This window comes from Pseudomonas fluorescens, assembly GCF_018614655.1.
Classification (GTDB): Bacteria; Pseudomonadota; Gammaproteobacteria; order Pseudomonadales; family Pseudomonadaceae; genus Aquipseudomonas; species Aquipseudomonas fluorescens_BX.
Window position 1 is genome coordinate 84372 of the sequence record NZ_JAGGOG010000024.1, and the last position, 24879, is coordinate 109250.

Sequence of the window (24879 nt, forward strand, 5' to 3'; positions counted from 1 at the left end):
AATTGGTATTACCAATTTACAATCGCTGTTGGCTAGGTTAAGAGCCTTGCAGGGGGCGTGTCAATTTGCCGCTTTCGAAACTTTGGTCGAATACCGGCGGCGGGTTGATCTGATGGGTTGAATCAAAGGCGCTCTGATAGGTGCTGGCGACGCGGCAATAGGCCAGAATAGAGGCCCTGGCGAGTGGTCGGGATTGTGGAGAATGAGTTATGGGCTTTGATCAGGTGCGTCAGCGCCGTTTGTCTGACGATATTGTCGAGCAGCTTGAGGGCATGATCCTTGAGGGCACGCTGAAGTCGGGTGAGCGCTTGCCGGCTGAGCGCGCGCTGGCCGAGCAGTTCGGCGTGTCGCGACCGTCGTTGCGTGAAGCCATCCAGAAGCTGGCGGCCAAGGGTTTGCTGGTCAGTCGTCAGGGTGGGGGCAACTATGTGGTGGATTCGTTGGGCTCAACCTTCAGTGATCCGCTGCTCCATCTGTTGGAAAACAACCCTGAGGCACAGCGCGATTTGCTGGAGTTTCGCCAGACCCTTGAAGCGTCGTGTGCGTATTACGCAGCGTTGCGTGCCACCGAAGTGGATCGTGAGCGGCTGACTGCTGCGTTTGAAGCCTTGCAGGATTGCTACGCGCGGGCGGATGAAGTCAGTCGCGTGGAAGAGGGCGCGGCCGATGCCCGGTTTCATCTGGCTATCGCCGAGGCCAGTCATAACGCTGTGCTGCTGCACACCATTCGTGGCTTGTTCGACCTGCTCAAACGTAACGTGGTGACCAATATCGGTGGGATGTACCAGCAGCGTACCGAGACCCGAGACATGCTGATCAATCAGCATCGGGATTTGTACCTGGCGATTATCGAAGGGCGAGCGGAACAGGCGCGGGAGGTTTCAACACGACACCTGCTGTATGTGCAGGAAGTGCTGGAGGAAGTGCGTCAAGAGGTTCAGCGCATGGCCCGTGCGGAGCGGCGCAAGGGGATATAGCCGAGGGCGTCTGACGCCCTCGTCACACAAGTCGACAGGAATTCAGTCTTCCTTGCCCTTGTTACGCACGGCGCGATGCAATTCCCGATTGGAGTCGCGCTCGCGCTCGGTGTCACGCTTGTCGTATTCCTTCTTGCCCTTGCCCAGAGCGATCTCGCACTTGACCAGGTGCTTGCTCCAGTACCACGACAGGCATATGCAGGCATAACCTTTTTGTTGCACTGCAGCGGCGAGCTTTTCCAGTTCGCGGACATTGAGCAGCAGCTTGCGCGTACGTACCGGGTCGGCAATGATGTGGGTGCTGGCGGTGGTCAGCGGTGTGATATGACTGCCGAGCAGCCAGGCTTCACCGTCTTTGAGCAGCACGTAGCTGTCGACCAGTTGCAGCTTGCTTGCCCGCAGACTCTTTACTTCCCAGCCGGCCAGGACCAAGCCAGCCTCGAAACGATGTTCGATGAAGTAGTCGTGTCGCGCCTTTTTGTTTTGCGCGATGGTCCCTGTTGGGTGTTTCTTTTGTTTAGCCATAGGGGCGGCATTATAGGCAGTTGCGAGCGTGTCGGCTACGGTCAACCTGCGTGCTTGAGCGTGTTGTGTGAATCCCGGACAATGCGCGCTCTTTTTTGATCGGTTGGGCGTGTTAACGATGTCGACGGACAAGGTTTCTGTCCACGGAGGGTGGGCGAGCCGCTGGGTCTTCGTACTCGCTGCCACCGGTTCTGCGGTAGGGCTGGGAAGTATCTGGAAGTTTCCCTACATGGTGGGAATGTACGGCGGCGGGGCGTTTGTCCTGGTGTTTCTGGCGTGCATCGCCCTCATCGGCCTACCCGTCATGTTGGCCGAAACCCTGATAGGCCGGCGTGCGCGGCAAAGCCCGGCGAACGCCTTGAAGGTACTCGCACTGGAGGCGGGGCATTCTGCGCGCTGGTCCTGGTGGGCGTTTGCCGGAATGATCACCGCATTGTTGATCCTGTCTTTTTATAGCGTGGTCGGTGGTTGGTCCCTGGACTACATCATTGATATGGGGCGCGGCGATTTTCAGGGGGTAACGTCTGACCAGGTGGGAGCCTACTTCGGCAAGGTCGTGGCGGACCCTTGGCGTCTGACATTCTGGCATACGCTCTTTATGGTGCTTTCTGCCGTGGTGATCGCCCGGGGCGTAGTGGCGGGGTTGGAGCGCAGTTTACGGATCATGATGCCGTTGTTGTTCGTGATGTTGCTGTTGCTGCTGGGCTATAGCATGACCACCGGGCACTTCATGCAGGGTGTGCACTTCATGTTCGACTTCAATTCCGAGCGGTTGCTCGAAGGATTGTTGCCGGCCATGGGGCATGCGTTCTTTTCCCTGAGTGTCGGTGTCGGCTCCATCATGATTTACGGGGCGTATATGCCCAAAGGCGCATCGCTCTCGGGAACGGTGGTGGGCGTGGCGCTGCTGGATACGTTCGTTTCATTGTTGGCGGGGATGGCGCTGTTTCCGATTGTCTTCGCTGCTGGGTTGAGCCCAAGTGAAGGTCCCGGCTTGATGTTTGTCAGCCTGCCATTTGCCTTTGGTAATGTGGCGTTCGGGCAATTGATGGGTGTGGTGTTTTTTGTGCTGGTGGCCATTGCGGCCTGGAGTTCGGCCATCTCTTTGTTGGAGCCGATGGTCGCGTATCTGGTGGAGCGTACACAGGTTCGTCGTGCCTGGGTTACCTTTTGGCTGGCCTTCAGTTGCTGGTTTGTTGGTTTGGGAACGGTGTTTTCCTTTAACATCTGGCAGCAGGCCAAGTTTTTCGTGAACGAGGGTGGTGTCTTTCACCTCTACCAGTGGGGTGCCATCAACGGTCTGGATTTCTTTGGCGTCATTGATTTCTTTACCTCGCGAATCATGTTGCCCTTGGGTGGTTTGTGTTTCGTGGTGTTTGCAGGTTGGGTGATGGGACGCGAAGCGGTTCGGGATGAGCTGTCGATTCGCAGCCCGGTAATGTTCGCCCTGGCTTTCTTCTTGATGCGCTATATAGCGCCCATCGGCATTCTCGTAGTGTTTGCCGCTCAGCTGTGGAAATAACGCTCACATGACGACGCATATTCAACGTTCGGCCCTGCTGCCCTATCCGGCGCAAGCGCTCTATGACCTGGTCAATGACGTGGCGCGTTATCCGGAATTCCTGCCTTGGTGTTCGTCTGCCGAGGTGCTGGAGAGCAGTGATGAGCACATGCGCGCCAGCCTGGCAGTGGCCAAGGGTGGGCTCAGCCAGCATTTCGTCACGCGAAATACCTTGGTGCCAGGCCAATCGATCGAGATGAATCTGGAGGAGGGGCCATTCACTCAGTTGCACGGTGTCTGGGTATTCAAGAAATTGAATGACAAGGCCTGCAAGATCAGCCTGGATTTATCGTTTGATTATGCCGGGCCTATTGTTCGTGCGACCCTCGGGCCGCTGTTCAATCAGGCCGCCAATACGCTGGTGGATGCGTTCTGTCAGCGGGCCAAGCAATTGCATGGCTGAGTCATTGGTCGAGATTGAGCTGGTGTATGCCGCTGTGGATCGTCAGCTGCTGCTTGTGTTGTCCGTTGCGCGAGGCACCAACCTGAGGGCTGCGGTGCTCGGGTCAGGGATTGCTGCGCAGTTTCCGGAGCTGGATCTGATGGTTTGCCCCTTGGGGGTATTCGGTAAGGTTGTGGCGGACGCGGATGTTCGTGTAGTGCAGGCTGGAGATCGTATTGAGATTTACCGGCCATTGCTGGCCGATCCCAAGGAAGTTCGCCGGCTACGTGCCGCCAAGGCAGCCAAGGCGAAACAGCAGAACTCTTGAATTCATGAAACTGCAGACAACAAAAAGCCCGGCATGCCGGGCTTTTTGTTGTGCGTTACAAACTTATTGCGGGCTGGCGTCCAGGGGTTCTGGAGTCGGGACCGGAACGGTTTGTACGCCGTCGACGTCTTTCTGGATCTGGTCCAGCAAGGAGCCTGGCTTGGCTGGCTCCTCGGACTTGGGCTGCTCGACGTTCTGCGCAGGCGCAGTGACGTTGGTGCCGTTGTCCTTGCCCATCAAGGCTTCATCACGGCTTACGCCTGGCATGAAGTCACCCGACAGGCTGACGAGCTGGTCATTGCCATTGAAGATGACGCTGACGCGCTCCTGCTGGCGTTCACCGCCACCAGGCTGGATGCTATAGAGATAATCCCAGCGATCGGCATGGAATGTGTCGGTCAGCAGGGGGTTGCCCATAATAAACCGTACTTGCCGTCGGGTCATTCCCGGGCGTAACTGGTCTATCATGTCCTGCGTGACGACATTGCCCTGCTGGATGTCGATTTTGTAAACCCCGGGGAATGAACAACCGGCGAGTGCGAGCAGTCCCACAAAGGTGAAACTGGTTAGCAAGAGCTTGGTGTTTTGCATCGGTGGGCGACTTCCACTATCTTGGCTGGGACAACGTAAACGCCGATCATACCCGTATTAAGAGAAGCTGCGAAGCAGCATCCGCGAGAAAGCTAACCATGGTTGAAAATAGCGAACTACGCAAAGCCGGTCTTAAAGTGACTCTGCCACGAGTCAAGATTCTACAAATGCTCGATTCTGCTGAGCAGCGCCATATGAGTGCCGAGGATGTATACAAGGCGCTCATGGAGTCTAACGAGGACGTCGGCCTGGCCACGGTTTACCGTGTACTGACCCAGTTTGAAGCCGCAGGGCTGGTGGTTCGTCATAATTTCGACGGCGGTCATGCAGTATTCGAACTGGCCGATAGCGGTCACCACGACCATATGGTCGATGTGGAAACTGGCGAGGTTGTCGAATTCGTCAGCCCGGAAATCGAGAAGCTGCAGAAGGCTATCGCCGAAGAGCACGGGGTCGAATTGGTGGATCACAATTTGGTTCTGTACATACGTAAGAAAAAGTAAGAAAGCTACGCAGATTCGCTCTGCGAAACGATCGAAGGCGACCTTAGGGTCGCCTTCGTGCTTTCTATTAAGAGGAAATGTGGCTCAGACCTTCGTGGTCACCACCATTTTCTTCGCATGAGCCAGGGACTCCTTGGTCAGATCAATACCGCCCAGCATGCGTGCCACCTCTTCAATCCTTTCGGTTTTGTTCAGTTTGGACACCGCCGTATGGGTTGCATCATTGCCCCGAACCTTATGCACAAACAGGTGCTGATGCCCTTGTGCGGCCACTTGTGGCAAGTGGGTGACGGTCAGCACCTGTCCACGCTCCCCCAGGCGACGTAACAGTTGCCCCACAATTTCCGCCGTTGGGCCGCCAATGCCTACGTCCACCTCATCGAATACCAGCGTGGGCACCCGTGAGGTCTGGGCGGTAATGACCTGGATCGCCAGGCTGATCCGCGACAGCTCGCCGCCGGAGGCTACTTTCGCCAATGCCTTGAGTGGTTGGCCTGGGTTGGCACTGACCAACAGTTCTACTTGCTCCAGGCCATTGGGTAATAGCTCATTGCTGCTGTTGGGGTGCAGCTCGATGGTGAAGCGCCCGCCCGGCATGCCCAGGCGCTGGATTTCCTGCTCCACGGCGCTGGCCAGGCTGGTCGCCGCTTGTTGGCGCAGATCACTCAGCTGACGAGCCTTCTCCTGATAATGGCGTGCGAAGGAGGCCAGCTCCTCCCCCAGTCGCTCGATGGATTCATCGTTGGCATCCAGGGTTTCGATTTCATCCAGCAGCTTCTGCTGCATTGTTGCGACTTCGGTCGGCTGTATACGGTGTTTGCGTGCCAGGGTGTAGATAGTGTCCAGGCGTTCTTCTATCTCTTGCAGGCGCGCAGGATCGGCATCGAAGTGGTCAAGGAATCGATTCAGTTCACCTACCGCTTCTTCCACCTGGATCTGTGCGCTGGTCAGCAGGGTGGTAGCTTCATTTAGCGAGCCTGAAGCGTTGTTCACGCTGGACAGGCGATTGAGGCTGGCAGTCAGGGCGTTGAGTACATTGCCTGAGTCACTTTCGCTGCACTGCTCCACCACCTGGCGGCAAATACTCAGCAGGGTTTCGGCGTTGGTCAGGTTCTTGTGTTCCTGCTCCAGTTGCTCCAGTTCGGTCTCGCCCAGCCCCAGGCTTTCCAGTTCTTCCAACTGGTAGCTGAGCAGTTGGTGACGGGCGCGCTGCTCGTCGCCGGAGTTGGAAAGGCGCTCCAGCTCCTGGCGGGTCTGGCGCCAGCGCTGTGCGGCCAATTGCACTTGACGCGCAAGGTCGGTAGCACCGGCGTATTCGTCGAGCAGGCGACGATGAGTATCGGTTTTCAGCAGTGACTGGTGTTCATGCTGGCTGTGGATGTCGATCAGCAGTTCGCCCAGGGCTTTCAAGTCGCCGAGGGGGCAGGGTGTGCCATTGATATAGCCGCGCGACCGGCCTTCAGCGGTGATGACGCGGCGCAGGATGCACGGGCCGTCATTATTAAGGTCGCGCTCGGCAAGCCAGGCCTCGGCTTCGGGGATGTCCGCGAGGTCGAAGGTCGCGAGAATATCGGCCTTGTCGGCACCGGGGCGAACGACTCCATTGTCGGCACGATCACCCAGGGTCAGGCCGAGAGCGTCGAGCATGATCGACTTGCCGGCGCCGGTTTCGCCTGTGATTACGCTCATCCCGCGATCCAGCTCAAGATCCAGGTGTTCGACGATGGCGTAGTTATGTACGGACAGGTGCACCAGCATGACGGCCGCTCCCAGGCTTTATGTCTGGTTATTTATACAGTGTTTTGTTTGATGCTGACAATCCTGGCACTTAGCTCGATTTGCTTGATCGGTTTGTTTTTTTAGCGCAAAGAGGAATGAGCCGTGAAAATTAATCTGAGACAAGTGAAAGACTTTTGGTAACGCCCCCGCCCTTGAACCTGAAAATTGTGGCCCCATATACCGGAACAGAAGCGCGAGTCGAGTTCGCGCATGATTTTGAAAGGAGAAATCTATGGCTGACGAACAGACGCAGGATACGCAAAATCCAGACGCCAATCAGGCAGCAGGTGAAGACCTGGCCGCTCGTGTACAAGTGCTCGAAGAGCAATTGGCTGGCGCACAGGATCAATCGTTGCGTGTTGCCGCCGATCTGCAGAACGTCCGCCGCCGCGCCGAGCAGGATGTAGAAAAAGCTCACAAGTTTGCCCTGGAAAAATTTGCCGGTGATCTGTTGCCGATCATCGACAGCCTGGAGCGTGGCCTTGAGTTGTCCAACCCGGACGACGAAAACATCCGCCCAATGCGCGAAGGGATCGAACTGACCCTGAAAATGTTCCAGGACACTCTGAAGCGTTATCAGTTGGAAGCCATCGATCCACAAGGCGGCGAACCGTTCAATGCCGAGCATCATCAAGCGATGGCGATGCAGGAAAACGCTGATCTTGAGCCGAACAGCGTATTGAAGGTGTTCCAGAAGGGTTACCAGCTCAACGGTCGCTTGCTGCGCCCGGCAATGGTTGTGGTGAGCAAGGCTCCTGCACCTGTTGCACCTTCGATTGATGAGCAGGCTTGAAATAAGTCGTAACGGCCCCATCTATAAGTCAAGCGTTTAAGTACTGCCGCAGTTAGCCACCACTGCTGCGGCAACAAAATCTAAGTTTCGGGAGAGTAAATCATGGGCAAAATTATCGGTATCGACCTGGGGACTACCAACTCCTGCGTCTCCGTGCTGGAAAACGGCGTATCCAAAGTTATTGAAAACGCTGAAGGCGCGCGCACCACTCCGTCCATCGTGGCTTATGCCAACGACGGCGAAATCCTGGTGGGCCAGTCCGCCAAGCGTCAAGCTGTGACCAATCCGCATAACACCCTGTACGCGGTGAAGCGTCTGATCGGTCGTAAGTTCGACGAAGAAGTCGTACAGAAAGACATCAAGATGGTCCCTTACAAAATCGCCAAGGCTGACAACGGTGACGCCTGGGTTGAAGTAAACGGTCAGAAAATGTCGCCGCCGCAAATCTCGGCTGAAATCTTGAAAAAGATGAAGAAAACTGCCGAAGACTACCTCGGTGAAGCAGTGACCGAAGCGGTAATCACCGTTCCGGCCTACTTCAACGACAGCCAACGCCAAGCGACCAAAGACGCCGGCCGTATTGCTGGCCTGGACGTGAAACGTATCATCAACGAACCTACCGCAGCCGCTCTGGCCTACGGTATGGACAAGGCCAAGGGCGATCACACCGTGATCGTTTACGACCTGGGTGGCGGTACTTTCGACGTTTCCGTGATCGAAATCGCTGAAGTCGATGGCGAGCACCAGTTCGAAGTGTTGGCCACTAACGGCGACACCTTCCTGGGCGGCGAAGACTTTGACATTCGTCTGATCGACTATCTCGTTGACGAATTCAAGAAAGAAAGCGGCATGAACCTCAAGGGTGACCCGCTGGCGATGCAGCGCCTGAAAGAAGCCGCTGAGAAAGCCAAGATCGAACTGTCTTCGAGCAATTCGACCGACGTTAACCTGCCGTACATCACTGCAGACGCCACCGGTCCCAAGCACTTGAACGTGAAAATCTCCCGCGCCAAGCTGGAAGCGCTGGTAGAAGACTTGGTTCAACGCACCATCGAGCCTTGCCGCATCGCGCTGAAAGACTCGGGTATCGACGTTGGTTCGATCAACGACGTGATCCTGGTAGGCGGTCAGACCCGTATGCCGCTGGTTCAGAAGCTGGTCACCGAGTTCTTCGGTAAAGAAGCGCGTAAAGACGTTAACCCGGACGAAGCGGTTGCCATGGGTGCTGCCATCCAGGGCGCGGTATTGGCCGGTGACGTGAAAGACGTGCTGCTGCTGGACGTAAGCCCGCTGACCCTGGGTATCGAAACCATGGGTGGCGTGATGACTGCGCTGATCGAGAAAAACACCACGATTCCTACCAAGAAATCCCAAGTGTTCTCGACTGCCGACGACAACCAGGGCGCTGTGACCATTCACGTGCTGCAAGGTGAGCGTAAGCAAGCCGGTCAGAACAAGTCCCTGGGCAAGTTCGACCTGGCCGAGATTCCACCAGCGCCACGTGGCGTGCCACAAATCGAAGTGACCTTCGACATCGACGCCAACGGCATCCTGCACGTAGGCGCCAAAGACAAGGCCACAGGCAAGACTCAGTCGATCGTGATCAAGGCTAACTCGGGTCTGTCCGAGGAAGAAATTCAGCAGATGATCCGTGATGCTGAAGCCAACGCTGACGAAGACCGCAAGTTCGAAGAGTTGGCCGCTGCCCGTAACCAGGGTGATGCACTGGTTCATTCGACTCGTAAAATGGTCGCGGATGCTGGCGACAAGGTTACTGCTGAAGAGAAGGCTGCGATCGAAGCTGCAGTGGTTGCCCTGGAAGCTGCCGTTAAAGGCGACGACAAGGCTGCCATTGAAGCCAAGGTTGAGGAACTGTCGAAAGTTTCCGCGCCAGTGGCCCAGAAGATGTATGCCGAACAAGGCCAGCCGGCTGATGGCGCTGCACACCAGGCAGAACCTGAAGCCAAGCACGACGATGTTGTCGATGCCGAGTTCGAAGAAGTCAAAGACCAGAAGTAACTTGGTCGCCCGGTTGACCGCTCACAAGCGGTGACTGGTAGGATGTCGCCGCGCGGGAGCTTGCTCCCGCGTTGGCGTGTCTGGGGTAAGCGAATTTTTACAGCATGCGACAACGCTCGGATGCTGGCGGTGTGATCGGGAATGCTCCTGCTTTCCGAGCGACAGTACCGCGTTTTTAGCTGGGTCTCGGCTGAAAGCAGTAAAGACCAGGATCGTTGAATTGACGTGAGTTGGGTCCGGGCCTGTATTGGGGCTCAACGAGTTTGGCAAGGCTCAGGAGGGTTTTGCCGAACGTCCTTAAGAGTGCAAAGACTTATGGCAAAGCGTGACTATTACGAAGTATTGGGTGTGGAGCGCGGCTCCAGCGAGGCGGACCTGAAAAAGGCCTACCGTCGCTTGGCGATGAAGCACCACCCGGACCGTAATCCGGATAACAAAGAATCCGAAGATTTGTTCAAAGAGGCCAATGAAGCCTACGAATGCCTGTGTGATCCGAACAAGCGGGCGGCCTACGATCAGTATGGTCACGCGGGTGTCGATCCAAGCATGGGCGGCGGCGGTGCCGGTTTCGGTGGCCAGAACTTCTCCGACATTTTCGGCGACGTGTTCAGCGACTTCTTTGGTGGCGGCCGCGGTGGCCAGCGTGGCGGTGCCCAGCGTGGCAGTGACTTGCGCTACACCCTGGAGCTGAATCTTGAAGAAGCGGTGCGTGGCACCAGCGTCAATATTCGCGTTCCGACGCTGGTCAACTGCAAGCCGTGTGATGGTTCGGGTGCCAAGAAAGGTTCCTCGCCGATCACTTGCCCGACCTGTGGCGGTATTGGCCAGGTACGCATGCAGCAAGGCTTCTTCTCGGTGCAGCAAACCTGCCCGCGCTGCCATGGTCAAGGCAAGATCATTTCCGACCCGTGCGACTCCTGTCACGGCGAAGGGCGTGTCGAAGAGTACAAGACCCTCTCGGTGAAAGTGCCGGCGGGTGTTGATACCGGCGACCGCATTCGTCTGTCGGGTGAGGGCGAGGCGGGGACTCAGGGCGGCCCGACGGGCGACCTGTACGTGGTGATCAACGTGCGTGAGCACTCGATCTTCCAGCGCGACGGCAAGCATCTGTTCTGTGAAGTGCCGATCAGTTTTGTCGATGCGGCCTTGGGTGGCGAGCTGGAGATTCCGACGCTGGATGGTCGAGTCAAGCTCAAGATCCCTGAGGGGACGCAGACCGGCAAGCAGTTCCGTATCCGCGGCAAAGGTGTTGCGCCGGTGCGCGGTGGCGGTGCTGGCGACTTGATGTGCCGTGTGGCGGTAGAGACTCCAGTCAATCTGGGTCGCCGTCAGCGGGAGCTGTTGGAGGAGTTCCGTAGCTCCCTGGCAGGCGATGACACTCATTCGCCAAAAACCACTGGCTGGTTCGAAGGCGTGAAGCGCTTCTTCGGCGACCTGTAAGGAAGTGAGTATGCGACGTATCGCGGTGATGGGCGCTGCCGGGCGCATGGGCAAGACCCTGGTCGAAGCAGTGCAGCAGCGTTCGCCGGCCTCCGGGCTGACGGCAGCAATTGTTCGTCCCGGCAGTACCTTGATTGGTGCGGATGCTGGCGAGTTGGCGTCCCTGGGGCGGATTGGTGTTTCGTTGTCCGGCAACCTGGAGCAGGTCGCTGATGAGTTCGACGTGCTGATCGACTTTACTCTGCCTGAAGTGATGCTGAAAAACCTGGCGTTCTGTCGCAAGGCGGGCAAGGCCATGGTAATCGGTACCACTGGTTTGAGTGCGGAGCAGAAGCAGCTGCTGGTCGAGGCGGGCAAGGATATTGCGATCGTGTTCGCGGCCAACTTCAGCGTCGGCGTCAATCTGTCGTTGAAATTGCTCGACATGGCGGCGCGCGTCCTGGGAGATGAGGCTGATATCGAGATCATCGAGACTCATCACCGGCACAAGATTGATGCGCCGTCCGGTACTGCGCTGCGTATGGGTGAGGCGATTGCCGATGCCCTTGGGCGAGATCTTTCGAAAGTGGCGGTGTATGGCCGTGAAGGTCATACCGGCGCCCGTGCTCGCGACACTATCGGTTTTGCCACCGTTCGCGGTGGTGATGTGGTGGGTGATCATACGGTGCTGTTCGCAACCGAAGGTGAGCGTCTTGAAATCACGCACAAGGCGTCCAGTCGCATGACCTTCGCCAAGGGCGCGGTGCGTGCGGCGCTGTGGTTGGATGGTCGCGAACCTGGTCTTTACGACATGCGCGACGTGCTTGATCTGCATTAAGAAGTAGCTAAAACGGGGTCCAGGCTTTAACCTTGGGCCCTGTTTTTACCCGCTAAGCGACGTCCTGTTGCATTCTCCTGCCTTTAAGGCTCTTTAGCGGTGGACCAAAAAAGCCTTTTTCTGTAAGCTACAGCTTTAGTGTGTCCACTAAAAGCGCGCAGAATAATTCAGTGAAGAAGCGGGGTGACGTGTCCATACGTCACTCCGCTTTTTTACAACCTGCGATCGCCCTTTCAGGCTTTATTTACGGGAGGTCTTCTTGACTAAGCCAGCCATACTCGCCCTTGCTGATGGCAGCATTTTTCGCGGCGAAGCCATTGGAGCCGACGGTCAGACCGTTGGAGAGGTGGTGTTCAACACCGCCATGACCGGCTATCAGGAAATCCTTACCGATCCTTCCTACGCCCAACAGATCGTTACCCTGACCTATCCGCACATCGGCAACACCGGTACTACGCCGGAAGACGTCGAGTCTGATCGTGTCTGGTCCGCGGGTCTGGTGATTCGTGACCTGCCACTGGTTGCGAGCAACTGGCGTAACACGATGTCTCTGTCCGACTACCTGAAAGCCAACAATGTGGTGGCGATCGCCGGTATCGACACGCGTCGCCTGACACGCATCCTGCGTGAGAAGGGCTCGCAGAACGGCTGCATCATGGCCGGTGACAACATTTCCGAAGCCGCGGCGATTGCAGCAGCCCAAGGTTTTCCTGGCCTGAAAGGCATGGATCTGGCAAAAGTCGTCAGCACCAAGGAACAGTACGAATGGCGCTCCACCGTCTGGGACTTGAAGACCGACAGCCACGCGACCATCGAAGCCGCTGACCTGCCGTACCACGTCGTGGCCTACGACTACGGCATCAAGTACAACATCCTGCGCATGTTGGTCGAGCGCGGTTGCCGCGTGACGGTAGTGCCGGCACAAACCCCGGCCAGCGACGTGTTGGCCCTGCAGCCGGACGGTGTGTTCCTGTCCAACGGCCCAGGTGATCCTGAGCCTTGCGACTACGCCATCCAGGCCATCAAGGAAGTGCTGGAAACCGAGATCCCGGTATTCGGCATCTGCCTCGGTCACCAACTGCTGGCACTGGCTTCCGGCGCCAAGACCCTGAAAATGGGCCACGGCCACCACGGTGCCAACCATCCTGTGCAGGACCTGGATACCGGCGTTGTCATGATCACCAGCCAGAACCACGGTTTTGCGGTAGATGAAGCGACCCTGCCGGGCAACGTCCGGGCGATTCACAAGTCGCTGTTTGACGGTTCCCTGCAAGGCATCGAGCGCACCGACAAGAGTGCGTTCAGCTTCCAGGGCCACCCTGAAGCAAGCCCGGGCCCGAACGACGTAGCGCCGCTGTTCGACCGTTTCATCAATGAGATGGCCAAGCGACGCTGAGTGAGCGGCCTGAGGGTGGCCCCGTAAACCGGTGGCCCCCTCGGGCTCTTCAAAGATTGTTCAAGACGGCTTGCCGACTGACCTGCGGATTTGAGTGACAAACCCATGCCAAAACGTACAGACATAAAAAGCATCCTGATTCTCGGCGCTGGCCCGATCGTGATCGGCCAGGCCTGCGAATTCGACTACTCCGGCGCCCAGGCCTGCAAGGCTCTGCGCGAAGAGGGTTACCGCGTCATCCTGGTGAACTCCAACCCGGCCACCATCATGACCGACCCGGACATGGCCGACGCCACCTATATCGAGCCGATCAAGTGGCAGACCGTTGCCAAGATCATCGAGAAAGAGCGCCCGGACGCGCTGCTGCCAACCATGGGCGGCCAGACTGCTCTGAACTGCGCACTGGACCTGGAGCGCGAAGGCGTTCTGGAGAAGTTCGGCGTAGAGATGATCGGTGCCAATGCCGACACCATCGACAAGGCTGAAGACCGTTCGCGTTTTGACAAGGCGATGAAGTCTATCGGCCTGGATTGCCCGCGTTCGGGTATCGCCCACAGCATGGAAGAGGCCAATCTAGTTCTCGAAAAGCTTGGCTTTCCGTGCATTATCCGTCCGTCCTTCACCATGGGCGGCACCGGTGGTGGCATCGCTTACAACCGTGAAGAGTTCGAAGAAATCTGCGCCCGTGGTCTGGACCTGTCGCCGACCAAAGAGCTGCTGATCGACGAATCGCTGATCGGCTGGAAAGAATACGAGATGGAGGTTGTCCGTGATAAGAAGGACAACTGCATCATCGTTTGCTCCATCGAAAACTTCGACCCGATGGGCGTGCACACGGGTGACTCGATCACTGTTGCGCCAGCACAGACCCTGACGGACAAGGAATACCAGATCATGCGTAACGCCTCTTTGGCGGTGCTGCGTGAGATCGGCGTTGAAACCGGTGGCTCCAACGTCCAGTTCGGCATCTGCCCGGACACTGGCCGCATGGTTGTGATCGAGATGAACCCGCGTGTATCGCGTTCTTCGGCGCTGGCATCGAAAGCTACCGGCTTCCCGATTGCGCGCATCGCTGCCAAGTTGGCGATCGGTTACACATTGGACGAACTGCAGAACGAAATCACTGGCGGCGCAACGCCGGCATCCTTCGAGCCGTCGATCGACTACGTCGTCACCAAGCTGCCACGCTTCGCTTTCGAGAAGTTCCCGAAAGCCGACGCCCGCCTGACCACTCAGATGAAGTCGGTGGGTGAAGTCATGGCCATCGGCCGGACCTTCCAGGAGTCCCTGCAGAAAGCCCTGCGTGGCCTGGAAGTCGGCGTTTGCGGTCTGGACGAGAAACTCGACCTGAGCAACCCGGAAAGCATGAGCGTGCTCAAGCGCGAGCTGACCGTGCCGGGTGCCGAGCGTATCTGGTACGTGGCCGATGCTTTCCGCGCCGGCATGACCGTCGAAGACATCTTCGGCATGAATATGATCGACCCGTGGTTCCTGGTGCAAATCGAAGATCTGATCAAGGAAGAAGAGAAGGTCAAGACCCTCGGTCTGTCCTCGATCGACCGCGACCTGATGTTCCGCCTCAAGCGCAAAGGTTTCTCCGACCAGCGCCTGGCCAAGCTGCTGGGTGTGACCGAGAAGAACCTGCGCACGCATCGCCACAAGCTGGATATCTTCCCGGTCTACAAGCGCGTTGATACCTGTGCGGCCGAGTTCGCAACCGACACCGCGTATATGTACTCCACCTACGAGGAAGAGTGCGAAGCCGCGCCGTCGGGCCGCGACAAAATCATGATCTTGGGTGGCGGTCCAAACCGTATCGGCCAAGGCATCGAGTTCGATTATTGCTGCGTACACGCCGCTCTCGCCCTGCGCGAAGACGGGTACGAGACCATTATGGTCAACTGCAACCCGGAAACTGTTTCCACTGACTACGACACGTCCGACCGTCTGTACTTCGAGCCGGTAACGCTGGAAGACGTACTGGAAATCTGTCGCGTCGAGAAGCCAAAAGGCGTGATCGTCCAGTACGGCGGCCAAACCCCGTTGAAACTGGCTCGCGCACTCGAAGCTGCTGGCGTACCGATCATCGGTACCAGCCCTGACGCTATCGACCGTGCCGAAGACCGTGAGCGTTTCCAGCAGATGGTTGAGCGTCTGAACCTGCGTCAGCCGCCTAACGCTACCGTGCGCAGCGAAGACGAAGCTATTCGTGCCGCCAGCAAGATCGGTTACCCGCTGGTGGTGCGTCCGTCCTACGTATTGGGCGGTCGGGCGATGGAAATCGTCTACGAAGAAGAAGAGCTCAAGCGTTACCTGCGCGATGCGGTGAAAGTATCCAACGACAGCCCGGTGCTGCTGGACCACTTCCTCAACTGCGCCATCGAAATGGACGTGGATGCGGTTTGCGACGGTACCGACGTGGTGATCGGCGCGATCATGCAGCACATCGAGCAGGCAGGCGTTCACTCCGGTGACTCCGCTTGTTCGTTGCCGCCCTACTCGCTGCCGGTGCGCATTCAGGACGAGATGCGTGAACAGGTCAAGAAAATGGCCCTGGAGTTGGGTGTGGTTGGCCTGATGAACGTACAGTTGGCGCTGCAAGGCGAAGACATCTACGTTATCGAAGTCAACCCGCGCGCTTCCCGCACCGTACCTTTCGTTTCCAAGTGCATCGGTGTTTCCCTGGCGATGATTGCCGCCCGTGTGATGGCCGGTAAGACCCTGAAGGAAATTGGCTTCACCAAGGAAATCATTCCGAACTTCTACAGTGTGAAAGAGGCGGTGTTCCCATTCGCTAAATTCCCTGGTGTGGACCCGATCCTGGGCCCAGAGATGAAGTCCACCGGCGAAGTGATGGGTGTGGGCGATACCTTCGGTGAAGCGTTCGCCAAGGCCCAGATGGGCGCCAGCGAAGTGCTGCCGACCGGCGGTACTGCCTTCATCAGTGTGCGTGATGATGACAAGCCACTGGTTGCAGGCGTAGCCCGTGATCTGATCAACTTGGGCTTCGAAGTCGTGGCGACTGCCGGGACCGCCAAGCTGATCGAGGCTGCCGGCCTGAAAGTGCGTCGCGTAAACAAAGTGACGGAAGGTCGTCCGCACGTGGTCGACATGATCAAGAATGACGAAGTCACTCTGATCATCAACACCACTGAAGGTCGCCAGTCGATCGCGGATTCGTACTCCATTCGTCGTAACGCCTTGCAGCACAAGATCTACTGCACCACCACTATTGCTGCTGGCGAAGCTATCTGCGAAGCGCTCAAGTTCGGTCCGGAAAAGACCGTGCGTCGCTTGCAGGATCTACACGCAGGATTGAAGGCATGATCAAATACCCCATGACCGTCCAGGGCGCCAAGGCCCTGGAAGAAGAGCACGCTCACCTGACCAAGGTCGTCCGTCCGAAGCTGAGCCAGGACATCGGTACGGCCCGCGAGTTGGGTGACTTGAAGGAAAACGCCGAATACCACGCTGCTCGTGAGCAGCAAGGTATGGTCGAGGCGCGGATCCGTGACATCGAAGGCCGCATGCAGAATGCGGTGATCATCGACGTCACGACCATCCCGAAAACCGGCAAGGTGATTTTCGGCACCACCGTGGAAATCGCCAACGTCGAGACTGACGAAAGCGTGGTTTACCACATCGTGGGCGAGGACGAGGCTGACTTCAAGCTCGGCAAGATCTCCGTCGGTTCGCCGCTGGCCCGCGCCTTGATTGCCAAGGAGGAGGGTGACGTGGTGGCCGTCAAGACGCCTGGTGGCGTGATTGAGTACGAGATTGTCGAAGTTCGTCACATCTGAAAAACGGCGCCCGCTACGTGCGGGCGCCATGCTTTGGCAGTTTGCCCAGATGCTCTGGGTTGGCGGCCTATGGCTGTTGCACATTGGCGTGTTACCGGCGCTGGGCCTGATTGGCCTGGCTCCGTTGCTGATCGATGAGATCGGCGGATTATTGAGTACGTTGCTGGTAGGTTTTGCGGCGACGTGCGTGACGCTTCAGGCGCTGGTGCTGATCAAGGCCGAAGGCTTGGGGAGTTTGTGGCGGGATATTCGCGGGCAACTGCTGTTGATGGCGCTGTATGCCTGCGCAATGTACTGCGTGGTACGCATCTGGCTGCCGGAGGCGTTGCGCTGGCAGCTATTCAGCTATCTTGTGCTAGGGTTCTCCGGCCTGGTGTTGGTTGTACAACCCGCGCCAGGATGGAGTGGCAGGGCGCGCGAAGCACGCCCGTGACCCTTGTTATCATTTGAAGCGATGAACGTTCGACAGTTGCTTGTTGACGCTGAAATTCTTGCGATACAGCAGCGCCATCTTGCCGATGACCTGAACCAGGTCTGCCTTACCGACCTTGCAGAGTTCTGCAATGGCCGCCAGGCGCGACTCGCGATCAAGGATGTTGACCTTGATCTTGATCAGTTCGTGATCGCCCAATGCGCGTTCAAGTTCGGCTAACACACCTTCAGTCAAACCGTTGTCAGCCACAATCAAAACTGGTTTCAGATGGTGGCCAATGGATTTGTACTGTTTCTTCTGCTCTTGAGTGAGCGGCATAATCTGACCCCTGCGTCTGATCTTGTAAAAAGCGGCGGCCAGTTTACCCGAGCGAGTCCGGGACCGCCCAGTTAATCACGACCCGTTTTATTTTCGAGGTGGCCCGTGGCCCGTTCCAAAACTAGCCTTAAGTGGCTGCAAGAGCATTTCAACGACCCTTACGTCAAAATGGCGCAAAAGGATGGCTACCGCTCCCGGGCCAGCTACAAGCTGCTGGAGATCCAGGAAAAGGACAAATTGATCCGTCCTGGCATGACCGTAATCGATCTTGGTGCAGCCCCGGGTGGCTGGTCCCAGGTGACCAGTCGTCTGATTGGTGGGCAAGGTCGCCTGATCGCTTCCGATATCCTGGAAATGGACAGCATTCCGGACGTGACCTTCGTTCATGGCGATTTTACCCAGGACGCGGTACTGGCGCAGATCCTTGAGGCGGTTGGAAATTCGCAGGTAGACCTTGTGATTTCCGATATGGCCCCCAATATGAGTGGATTACCAGCCGTGGATATGCCACGAGCGATGTTTCTTTGCGAATTGGCACTGGATCTGGCTGGTCGGGTTTTGCGCCCAGGTGGTGATTTTCTGGTCAAGGTCTTCCAGGGTGAAGGTTTCGACGAGTATCACAAGAACATCCGCAAGCTGTTCGACAAGGTGCAGACGCGCAAGCCAGACTCTTCGCGGGACAGGTCCCGTGAACAGTATTTGCTGGGTCGGGGTTTCCGTGGCATTGAAGGCGCTGCCAGCGAAGAGCGTTTTTGAGGAATTCGACGAGGGCGATAGGTTTTTTTATATCGCTTTCGTCATGAAGCTTTACGAATATTGTGTAGTCAAAGTTTCACAAAGGGTTACAGACGGCGCCTGCCAGAGTTGTAGGTAATGTAGTAAGTTAGGCCGGTGAATATCATGCGAAGCACGCGCCAGTAGCGGAGCTTGCTTCAGAGGGTAGTTAATTGAACGATATGGCAAAGAATCTGATCCTGTGGTTGATCATCGCGGCTGTCCTGGTGACGGTGATGAACAACTTCTCCAGCCCTAACGAGCCGCAGACCCTCAACTATTCCGACTTCATCCAGCAAGTTAAGGATGGCAAGGTCGAGCGCGTAGCCGTGGACGGCTATGTGATTACCGGCAAGCGCAACGATGGCGATAGCTTCAAGACCATTCGTCCGGCAATTCAGGACAATGGTCTGATCGGCGACCTGGTGGATAACCATGTGGTCGTTGAAGGTAAGCAGCCTGAACAGCAAAGCATCTGGACTCAGCTCCTGGTCGCCAGTTTCCCGATCCTGGTGATTATCGCCGTGTTCATGTTCTTCATGCGCCAGATGCAAGGTGGTGCGGGCGGCAAGGGCGGGCCGATGAGCTTCGGCAAGAGCAAGGCGCGCCTGCTCTCCGAAGATCAGGTGAAAACTACCCTGGCTGACGTTGCAGGTTGCGACGAAGCCAAGGAAGAAGTGGGCGAGCTGGTTGAGTTCCTGCGTGATCCGGGCAAATTCCAGCGTCTGGGCGGTCGTATTCCCCGCGGCGTTCTGATGGTTGGCCCTCCAGGTACCGGTAAGACCCTGCTGGCCAAGGCCATTGCTGGCGAAGCCAAAGTACCTTTCTTCACCATTTCCGGTTCCGATTTCGTCGAAATGTTCGTCGGTGTTGGTGCCAGCCGTGTTCGCGATATGTTTGAACAGGCCAAGAAACACGCGCCTTGCATCATTTTCATCGATGAAATCGACGCCGTTGGTCGCCATCGTGGCGCCGGCATGGGCGGTGGTCATGATGAGCGTGAGCAGACCCTCAACCAATTGCTGGTTGAGATGGATGGCTTTGAGATGAACGACGGTATCATCGTGATTGCCGCTACCAACCGTCCTGACGTACTTGACCCGGCGTTGCTGCGTCCAGGCCGTTTCGACCGTCAGGTTGTGGTCGGTCTGCCGGACATCCGTGGACGCGAACAGATCCTGAAAGTACACATGCGCAAAGTGCCAATGGGCGACGACGTGGCTCCGGCCGTGATTGCTCGTGGTACTCCAGGCTTCTCCGGTGCTGACTTGGCCAACCTGGTGAACGAGGCGTCGCTGTTTGCCGCTCGTACCGGCAAGCGTATCGTTGAGATGAAAGAGTTCGAGCTGGCGAAAGACAAGATCATGATGGGCGCTGAGCGCAAGTCGATGGTCATGTCCGAGAAAGAGAAGCAGAACACCGCTTATCACGAAGCCGGTCACGCCATTGTCGGTCGCGTTGTGCCTGAGCATGACCCGGTCTACAAGGTGTCGATCATTCCTCGTGGTCGTGCGCTGGGTGTCACCATGTTCCTGCCGGAAGAGGATCGCTACAGCCTCTCCAAGCGCGCCCTGATCAGTCAGATTTGCTCGCTGTATGGCGGCCGTATCGCTGAAGAGATGACCTTGGGCTTTGACGGTGTGACTACCGGCGCATCCAACGACATCATGCGTGCCAGCCAGATTGCGCGAAACATGGTGACCAAGTGGGGGCTGTCGGAAAAACTCGGTCCTCTGATGTACGCTGAGGAGGAAGGCGAAGTATTCCTGGGTCGTGGTGGTGGCGGTCAAGGTGCCAGCTTCTCTGGTGAGACAGCCAAGCTGATTGACTCCGAAGTGCGCAGCATCATTGATCAGTGCTATGGCACGGCTAAGCAGATTCTTACAGATAACCGCGACAAGCTCGACGCAATGGCTGATGCCTTGATGAAGTACGAGACCATTGATGCCGAGCAGATAGACGACATCATGGCGGGTCGCACTCCTCGCGAGCCACGCGATTGGGAAGGTGGTTCGGGTACTTCGGGAACTCCGCCGGTGGTAGAAAGCGAACGCCCCGAAACCCCGATCGGCGGCCCGGCGGCCGACCATTAAGGTTTGAAATGACTTCTGCGTTGTCCTCGACCCGGTTGCCTTGCGGCAGCCGGGTTCTTGATTTGGCCCATACACATGTCATGGGTATTCTTAACGTAACCCCCGACTCTTTTTCCGACGGTGGCCGCTTTAGCCAGCTTGATGCGGCGCTGCGGCATGCCGAGGCAATGGTGGCTGCTGGCGCGACCTTGATCGATGTCGGTGGTGAGTCGACACGTCCCGGTGCCCGTGCGGTTTCTCCCCTGGAGGAGCTGGAGCGTGTTGCGCCAATTGTCGAGCGCATCCATCGCGAACTGGATGTAATCATCTCTGTTGATACGTCCACGCCAGCCGTCATGCGCGAAACCGCGCGTCTGGGCGCAGGCTTGATCAATGATGTGCGCTCCCTGCAGCGTGATGGTGCACTGGATGCTGCTGCAGCCACTGGATTGCCGGTGTGTCTGATGCATATGCTGGGAGAGCCCGGCACAATGCAGAACGACCCGCATTACGACGATCTCGTGGGTGAGGTGACGGGGTTTCTTGCTGGGCGTGTTGCTCAGTGCGGCGCAGCAGGAATTGCTCCCGAGCGGATCATCCTCGATCCAGGGTTTGGCTTTGCTAAAACCTTGCAGCACAATTTAAGTCTGTTCAAGCATATGGAGTCCCTGCATGCCCTTGGTCGCCCCTTGTTGGTTGGGGTTTCGCGCAAGAGCATGATAGGTCAGGCGTTGAATCGTCCGGTGGGTGAGCGGCTGCCTGGCGGCTTGGCTCTCGCGGCGCTTGCTGTGGTCAAGGGTGCGCGTATCTTGCGTGTGCATGACGTGGCCGAGACGGTGGATGTGGTACGGATGATCGCAGCTGTAGAATCAGCCGAATAAGAATGATGGAGCACTTATGACTAAAAAGTATTTTGGCACCGACGGTATACGCGGTCGGGTCGGCGAATTTCCGATTACCCCTGACTTCATGCTCAAGCTGGGCTGGGCTGCGGGTATGGCGTTTCGCAGCATGGGTGCATGCCGCATTCTGGTCGGCAAAGACACTCGAATCTCGGGTTATATGTTTGAGTCCGCGCTTGAGGCGGGACTTTCCGCCGCCGGAGCTGATGTCATGTTGCTGGGGCCGATGCCTACGCCGGCGATCGCTTACCTGACGCGTACCTTCCATGCTGAAGCCGGTATTGTGATCAGTGCCTCGCATAATCCTCACGATGACAATGGCATTAAGTTCTTCTCGGGGCAGGGTACCAAGCTGCCGGATGAGATCGAGCACATGATCGAAGAGTTGCTGGATGCGCCGATGACCGTCGTCGAGTCGAGCAAGTTGGGCAAGGTCTCGCGAATTAACGATGCTTCCGGTCGTTACATTGAGTTTTGCAAAAGCAGTGTGCCAAGCAGTACCAATTTTGCCGGTCTGAAGCTGGTCATCGATTGCGCTCATGGTGCTACCTATAAGGTGGCGCCCAGTGTGTTCAAGGAGCTGGGTGCGCAAGTTACTGTGCTATCGGCCCAGCCTAACGGTTTAAACATCAACGACAATTGCGGTTCGACCCATATGGGGCAGTTGCAGGCTGCGGTTTTGGCCGAGCACGCTGATCTGGGTATCGCATTCGATGGCGATGGTGATCGAGTGCTGATGGTCGATCACACCGGTGCGATTGTCGATGGTGATGATCTGCTGTTTATCATCGCCCGCGACTTGCACGAGCGTAACAAGCTGCAAGGCGGCGTTGTCGGCACCTTGATGAGTAATCTGGGGTTGGAGTTGGCCCTGGCAGATCTTGGGATTCCGTTCGTGCGCGCTAATGTCGGCGACCGTTACGTAATCGCTGAGTTGCTGGAGCGCAACTGGCAGGTGGGCGGGGAGAACTCAGGGCATGTTGTTTGCTTCCAGCACACCACCACTGGGGATGCGATCATCGCGGCGCTGCAGGTGCTGCTGGCCTTGCGCCGTCGTGACGAAGGCCTCGCCCAGGCTCGCCAGGCGCTGCGCAAGTGTCCGCAAGTGCTGCTCAATGTCCGTTTTGCGGGCGGCGCGAATCCTATCGAACATCCGGCCGTCAAAGAGGCTAGTGAGCGCGTTACTGCGGCGATGGCAGGCCGTGGGCGAGTCTTGTTGCGCAAGTCGGGCACCGAGCCTCTGGTTCGTGTAATGGTCGAAGGCGAGGACGAAACGCAGGTTCGTGGCTATGCCGAAGAGCTGGCAAAACTCGTAACTGAAGTTTGCGCCTGAATTCGGCTTGCCAGTGATGATGTGGTTGGGTAACATCTGCGCCCACTTTGACCGACGAGGTACAGCATGCGTCGCACTATGGTAGCTGGTAACTGGAAAATGCACGGTACCCGCGCCAGTGTCGCTGAGCTGATCAACGGCCTTCGTCATTTGGCCTTGCCGAGCGGTGTTGATGTCGCGGTATTCCCGCCTTGCTTGTATATCAATCAAGTGATTGATGGCTTGAAAGGCAAGTCGATTCAGGTCGGCGCGCAGAACTCTGCGGTGGAAGCCATGCAAGGTGCATTGACCGGTGAGATTGCACCGAGTCAATTGGTTGATGCGGGATGTTCCCTGGTGCTTGTTGGGCACTCCGAGCGCCGTCAGATGATGGGCGAGCGTGATGGGGCACTCAATCGCAAATTCGCGGCGGCACAGGCTTGCGGCTTGGTTCCGGTGTTGTGCATAGGGGAAACCCTGGAGCAGCGAGAGTCCGGAAAAACTCTTGAGGTTGTCGGGCGTCAGCTGGGCAGTATCATCGAGGAGCTGGGAGTCGGTGCCTTTGCAAATGCAGTAATTGCTTACGAGCCGGTCTGGGCCATTGGCACCGGGCTGACTGCTTCGCCGCAACAGGCGCAGGATGTGCATGCAGCCATTCGCGCGCAGTTGGCGGCAGAGAATTCTGAGGTCGCACGAGGTGTGCGGCTTCTATACGGCGGCAGCGTGAAGGCGGCCAATGCGGTCGAACTGTTCGGCATGCCGGATATCGATGGGGGGCTCATTGGTGGGGCTTCCCTGAATGCAGATGAGTTCGGTGCGATCTGTCGCGCCGCGGGAAACTGAAAAAATGCTGGAAACAGTCATCGTTGTTTTTCATCTGTTGGGTGCGCTGGGCGTAGTTGCTCTGGTTTTGCTGCAGCAGGGTAAAGGTGCGGACGCTGGTGCGTCTTTCGGGGCAGGTGCTTCAAATACTGTGTTCGGAAGCCAAGGTTCCTCTACCTTTCTTAGTAAGTTTACTGCTATACTTGCCGCCGGTTTCTTCATAACCAGCTTGGGGTTAGGTTACTTTGCTAAAGAGAAAGCTCATGTGCTGACTCAGGTAGGTCTCCCAAATCCAGCAGTGTTGGAAGTACCAAAAGCAAAACCGGCTTCTGATGATGTCCCGGTGCTTCAAGAGCAAAAGTCGGCTACTCCAGCGACTGACGTGCCTCCAGCTCAAGAGCAGAAGTAAGAAGGGTTTCAAACGTAGTATTGCCGAGGTGGTGGAATTGGTAGACACGCAACCTTGAGGTGGTTGTGCCCATAGGGTGTAGGGGTTCGAGTCCCCTTCTCGGTACCAATTATCAGGAGAGCCCGCTGTTGCGGGCTTTCTTGTAGGTGGAAGGTTACATTGACCCTGTAAGGGATCGGTCGTATACTTCCGCCCCAGCTTTGTCGCGGGGTGGAGCAGTCTGGTAGCTCGTCGGGCTCATAACCCGAAGGTCGTCGGTTCAAATCCGGCCCCCGCAACCAGTTTTAGCGGAGCCCCTTTTAAGGGGCTTTTTGTTAGCTGGACACTTTCAACGCCGCTGTTCGACGGCGTTTCAAGGATGGGCGTTTCGCCCATTTTTTTATTTTGCACAGCATGCACATACATGCACGAGGGGGTTCAGGTGTCGAGCAAGCTAGAAGAGTTGCAGGCCTTGTTGGCCCCGGTGGTCGTGGCCCTAGGCTATGAATGCTGGGGTATTGAGTTTTCGGCTCAAGGTCGCCACTCAATGTTGCGCGTTTATATCGATAAAGAGGGCGGCGTGCTGGTGGACGATTGTGCCATTGTCAGCCGTCAGATCAGCGGTGTTCTGGATGTTGAAGATCCGATCGCTGTTGAGTACACCCTTGAAGTTTCCTCGCCTGGCATGGAACGCCCACTGTTCACTATTGAGCAGTATGCAAAATTTGCCGGTGAACAAGTGAAGATCAAGCTGCGCTCTCCCTTTGAAGGGCGGCGCAACTTTCAGGGCCTTCTGCGCGGCGTAGAAGAACAGGATGTCGTGGTGCAGGTTGAAGACCATGAATTCCTGTTGCCGATCGATATGATCGACAAGGCCAACATTATTCCCAGTTTTGACTGAGACGCGGATCCCGCGGATCCAATGGCTTGCGAAAGGCGAGGCGTAC

At 57.1% G+C, this 24879-nt stretch carries 24 protein-coding genes and 2 tRNA genes; 22 read left to right on the forward strand and 4 right to left on the reverse strand.

The window, feature by feature from the left end; translation table 11 throughout:
• The first annotated feature begins 209 nt into the window (after positions 1-209).
• On the forward strand, positions 210-977 hold the full coding sequence (locus J7E41_RS23190; protein ID WP_179449047.1) for an FCD domain-containing protein: 768 nt from the start codon (positions 210-212) through the stop codon (positions 975-977).
• Between the two features lie 42 nt (positions 978-1019).
• On the opposite strand, the gene smpB is transcribed toward J7E41_RS23190, so the two are convergent.
• Entirely contained in the window at positions 1020-1502 is a 483-nt protein-coding gene (gene smpB, locus J7E41_RS23195) for an SsrA-binding protein SmpB (protein ID WP_214996572.1), read from the reverse strand.
• Between the two features lie 118 nt (positions 1503-1620).
• On the opposite strand from smpB, the gene J7E41_RS23200 reads away from it, so the two are divergent.
• Genes J7E41_RS23200 through J7E41_RS23210 form a run of 3 tightly spaced genes read left to right on the forward strand, consistent with a single transcriptional unit; the run spans position 1621 to position 3773 of the window.
• Positions 1621-3024 carry a sodium-dependent transporter gene (locus J7E41_RS23200; RefSeq protein ID WP_214996574.1) on the forward strand — a complete coding sequence of 468 codons (1404 nt, stop codon included), beginning with the start codon at positions 1621-1623 and terminating at the stop codon, positions 3022-3024.
• 7 nt (positions 3025-3031) lie between these two features.
• Positions 3032-3466, forward strand: coding sequence for a type II toxin-antitoxin system RatA family toxin (locus tag J7E41_RS23205; protein ID WP_214996576.1), 435 nt, complete (start codon positions 3032-3034; stop codon positions 3464-3466).
• On the forward strand, positions 3459-3773 hold the full coding sequence (locus tag J7E41_RS23210) for an RnfH family protein (RefSeq protein WP_214996578.1): 315 nt from the start codon (positions 3459-3461) through the stop codon (positions 3771-3773). The genes J7E41_RS23205 and J7E41_RS23210 overlap by 8 nt, the downstream gene beginning before the upstream one ends.
• A gap of 63 nt (positions 3774-3836) precedes the next feature.
• Here the strand turns inward: J7E41_RS23210 and J7E41_RS23215 are convergent, their stop codons facing one another.
• Complete coding sequence (locus J7E41_RS23215) at positions 3837-4364, reverse strand: outer membrane protein assembly factor BamE (RefSeq protein ID WP_214996580.1); 528 nt, start codon at positions 4362-4364, stop codon at positions 3837-3839.
• A gap of 98 nt (positions 4365-4462) precedes the next feature.
• On the opposite strand from J7E41_RS23215, the gene fur reads away from it, so the two are divergent.
• A complete protein-coding gene (gene fur, locus J7E41_RS23220; protein WP_010174299.1) occupies positions 4463-4867 on the forward strand; it encodes a ferric iron uptake transcriptional regulator in 405 nt (134 codons plus the stop codon).
• A gap of 84 nt (positions 4868-4951) precedes the next feature.
• Here the strand turns inward: fur and recN are convergent, their stop codons facing one another.
• Positions 4952-6625 carry a DNA repair protein RecN gene (gene recN / locus J7E41_RS23225; RefSeq protein ID WP_214996583.1) on the reverse strand — a complete coding sequence of 558 codons (1674 nt, stop codon included), beginning with the start codon at positions 6623-6625 and terminating at the stop codon, positions 4952-4954.
• Between the two features lie 253 nt (positions 6626-6878).
• On the opposite strand from recN, the gene grpE reads away from it, so the two are divergent.
• The 8 genes from grpE to J7E41_RS23265 all read left to right on the forward strand — a co-directional run bounded on the left by grpE (position 6879) and on the right by J7E41_RS23265 (position 17344).
• Positions 6879-7439 carry a nucleotide exchange factor GrpE gene (gene grpE / locus J7E41_RS23230; RefSeq protein ID WP_003212224.1) on the forward strand — a complete coding sequence of 187 codons (561 nt, stop codon included), beginning with the start codon at positions 6879-6881 and terminating at the stop codon, positions 7437-7439.
• Positions 7440-7541: 102 nt separating this feature from the next.
• Positions 7542-9458, forward strand: a complete 1917-nt coding sequence (gene dnaK, locus J7E41_RS23235) for a molecular chaperone DnaK (RefSeq protein WP_214996585.1) — start codon at positions 7542-7544, stop codon at positions 9456-9458.
• A gap of 315 nt (positions 9459-9773) precedes the next feature.
• Complete coding sequence (gene dnaJ / locus J7E41_RS23240) at positions 9774-10898, forward strand: molecular chaperone DnaJ (protein ID WP_010174305.1); 1125 nt, start codon at positions 9774-9776, stop codon at positions 10896-10898.
• Positions 10899-10908: 10 nt separating this feature from the next.
• A complete protein-coding gene (dapB, locus tag J7E41_RS23245) occupies positions 10909-11715 on the forward strand; it encodes a 4-hydroxy-tetrahydrodipicolinate reductase (RefSeq protein WP_214996587.1) in 807 nt (268 codons plus the stop codon).
• 259 nt (positions 11716-11974) lie between these two features.
• Entirely contained in the window at positions 11975-13111 is a 1137-nt protein-coding gene (gene carA / locus J7E41_RS23250; protein ID WP_214996589.1) for a glutamine-hydrolyzing carbamoyl-phosphate synthase small subunit, read from the forward strand.
• Between the two features lie 105 nt (positions 13112-13216).
• Complete coding sequence (carB, locus tag J7E41_RS23255) at positions 13217-16438, forward strand: carbamoyl-phosphate synthase large subunit (RefSeq protein WP_214996591.1); 3222 nt, start codon at positions 13217-13219, stop codon at positions 16436-16438.
• On the forward strand, positions 16435-16911 hold the full coding sequence (greA, locus tag J7E41_RS23260; RefSeq protein WP_076013757.1) for a transcription elongation factor GreA: 477 nt from the start codon (positions 16435-16437) through the stop codon (positions 16909-16911). Before carB ends, greA begins: the two co-directional genes overlap by 4 nt.
• A 28-nt stretch (positions 16912-16939) precedes the next feature.
• A complete protein-coding gene (locus tag J7E41_RS23265) occupies positions 16940-17344 on the forward strand; it encodes an MFS transporter (RefSeq protein WP_214996593.1) in 405 nt (134 codons plus the stop codon).
• Between the two features lie 9 nt (positions 17345-17353).
• Here J7E41_RS23265 and J7E41_RS23270 read toward each other — a convergent pair whose 3' ends face one another.
• Positions 17354-17662 carry a YhbY family RNA-binding protein gene (locus tag J7E41_RS23270; protein ID WP_154742957.1) on the reverse strand — a complete coding sequence of 103 codons (309 nt, stop codon included), beginning with the start codon at positions 17660-17662 and terminating at the stop codon, positions 17354-17356.
• Between the two features lie 105 nt (positions 17663-17767).
• Here J7E41_RS23270 and rlmE point away from each other — a divergent pair, with 105 nt between their 5' ends.
• The 9 genes from rlmE to rimP all read left to right on the forward strand — a co-directional run bounded on the left by rlmE (position 17768) and on the right by rimP (position 24833).
• The gene (gene rlmE / locus J7E41_RS23275) at positions 17768-18418 is read left to right on the forward strand and encodes a 23S rRNA (uridine(2552)-2'-O)-methyltransferase RlmE (protein ID WP_214996595.1); all 651 of its coding nucleotides are present in this window, start codon (positions 17768-17770) and stop codon (positions 18416-18418) included.
• Between the two features lie 200 nt (positions 18419-18618).
• Positions 18619-20529 carry an ATP-dependent zinc metalloprotease FtsH gene (gene ftsH / locus J7E41_RS23280; protein WP_155584227.1) on the forward strand — a complete coding sequence of 637 codons (1911 nt, stop codon included), beginning with the start codon at positions 18619-18621 and terminating at the stop codon, positions 20527-20529.
• Positions 20530-20537: 8 nt separating this feature from the next.
• Positions 20538-21389: a dihydropteroate synthase gene (folP, locus tag J7E41_RS23285; protein ID WP_214996597.1), complete on the forward strand. Its 852-nt coding sequence runs from the start codon at positions 20538-20540 to the stop codon at positions 21387-21389.
• A 16-nt stretch (positions 21390-21405) separates the two neighbouring features.
• Positions 21406-22743 carry a phosphoglucosamine mutase gene (gene glmM / locus J7E41_RS23290; protein WP_214996599.1) on the forward strand — a complete coding sequence of 446 codons (1338 nt, stop codon included), beginning with the start codon at positions 21406-21408 and terminating at the stop codon, positions 22741-22743.
• A 66-nt stretch (positions 22744-22809) separates the two neighbouring features.
• Positions 22810-23565, forward strand: a complete 756-nt coding sequence (tpiA, locus tag J7E41_RS23295; RefSeq protein ID WP_214996601.1) for a triose-phosphate isomerase — start codon at positions 22810-22812, stop codon at positions 23563-23565.
• Between the two features lie 4 nt (positions 23566-23569).
• The gene (secG, locus tag J7E41_RS23300) at positions 23570-23953 is read left to right on the forward strand and encodes a preprotein translocase subunit SecG (RefSeq protein WP_026078118.1); all 384 of its coding nucleotides are present in this window, start codon (positions 23570-23572) and stop codon (positions 23951-23953) included.
• Positions 23954-23975: 22 nt separating this feature from the next.
• A tRNA-Leu gene (locus J7E41_RS23305) sits at positions 23976-24061 on the forward strand.
• A gap of 96 nt (positions 24062-24157) precedes the next feature.
• A tRNA-Met gene (locus J7E41_RS23310) sits at positions 24158-24234 on the forward strand.
• Positions 24235-24374: 140 nt separating this feature from the next.
• Complete coding sequence (rimP, locus tag J7E41_RS23315; RefSeq protein WP_169352877.1) at positions 24375-24833, forward strand: ribosome maturation factor RimP; 459 nt, start codon at positions 24375-24377, stop codon at positions 24831-24833.
• The last annotated feature ends 46 nt before the right edge of the window (positions 24834-24879 follow it).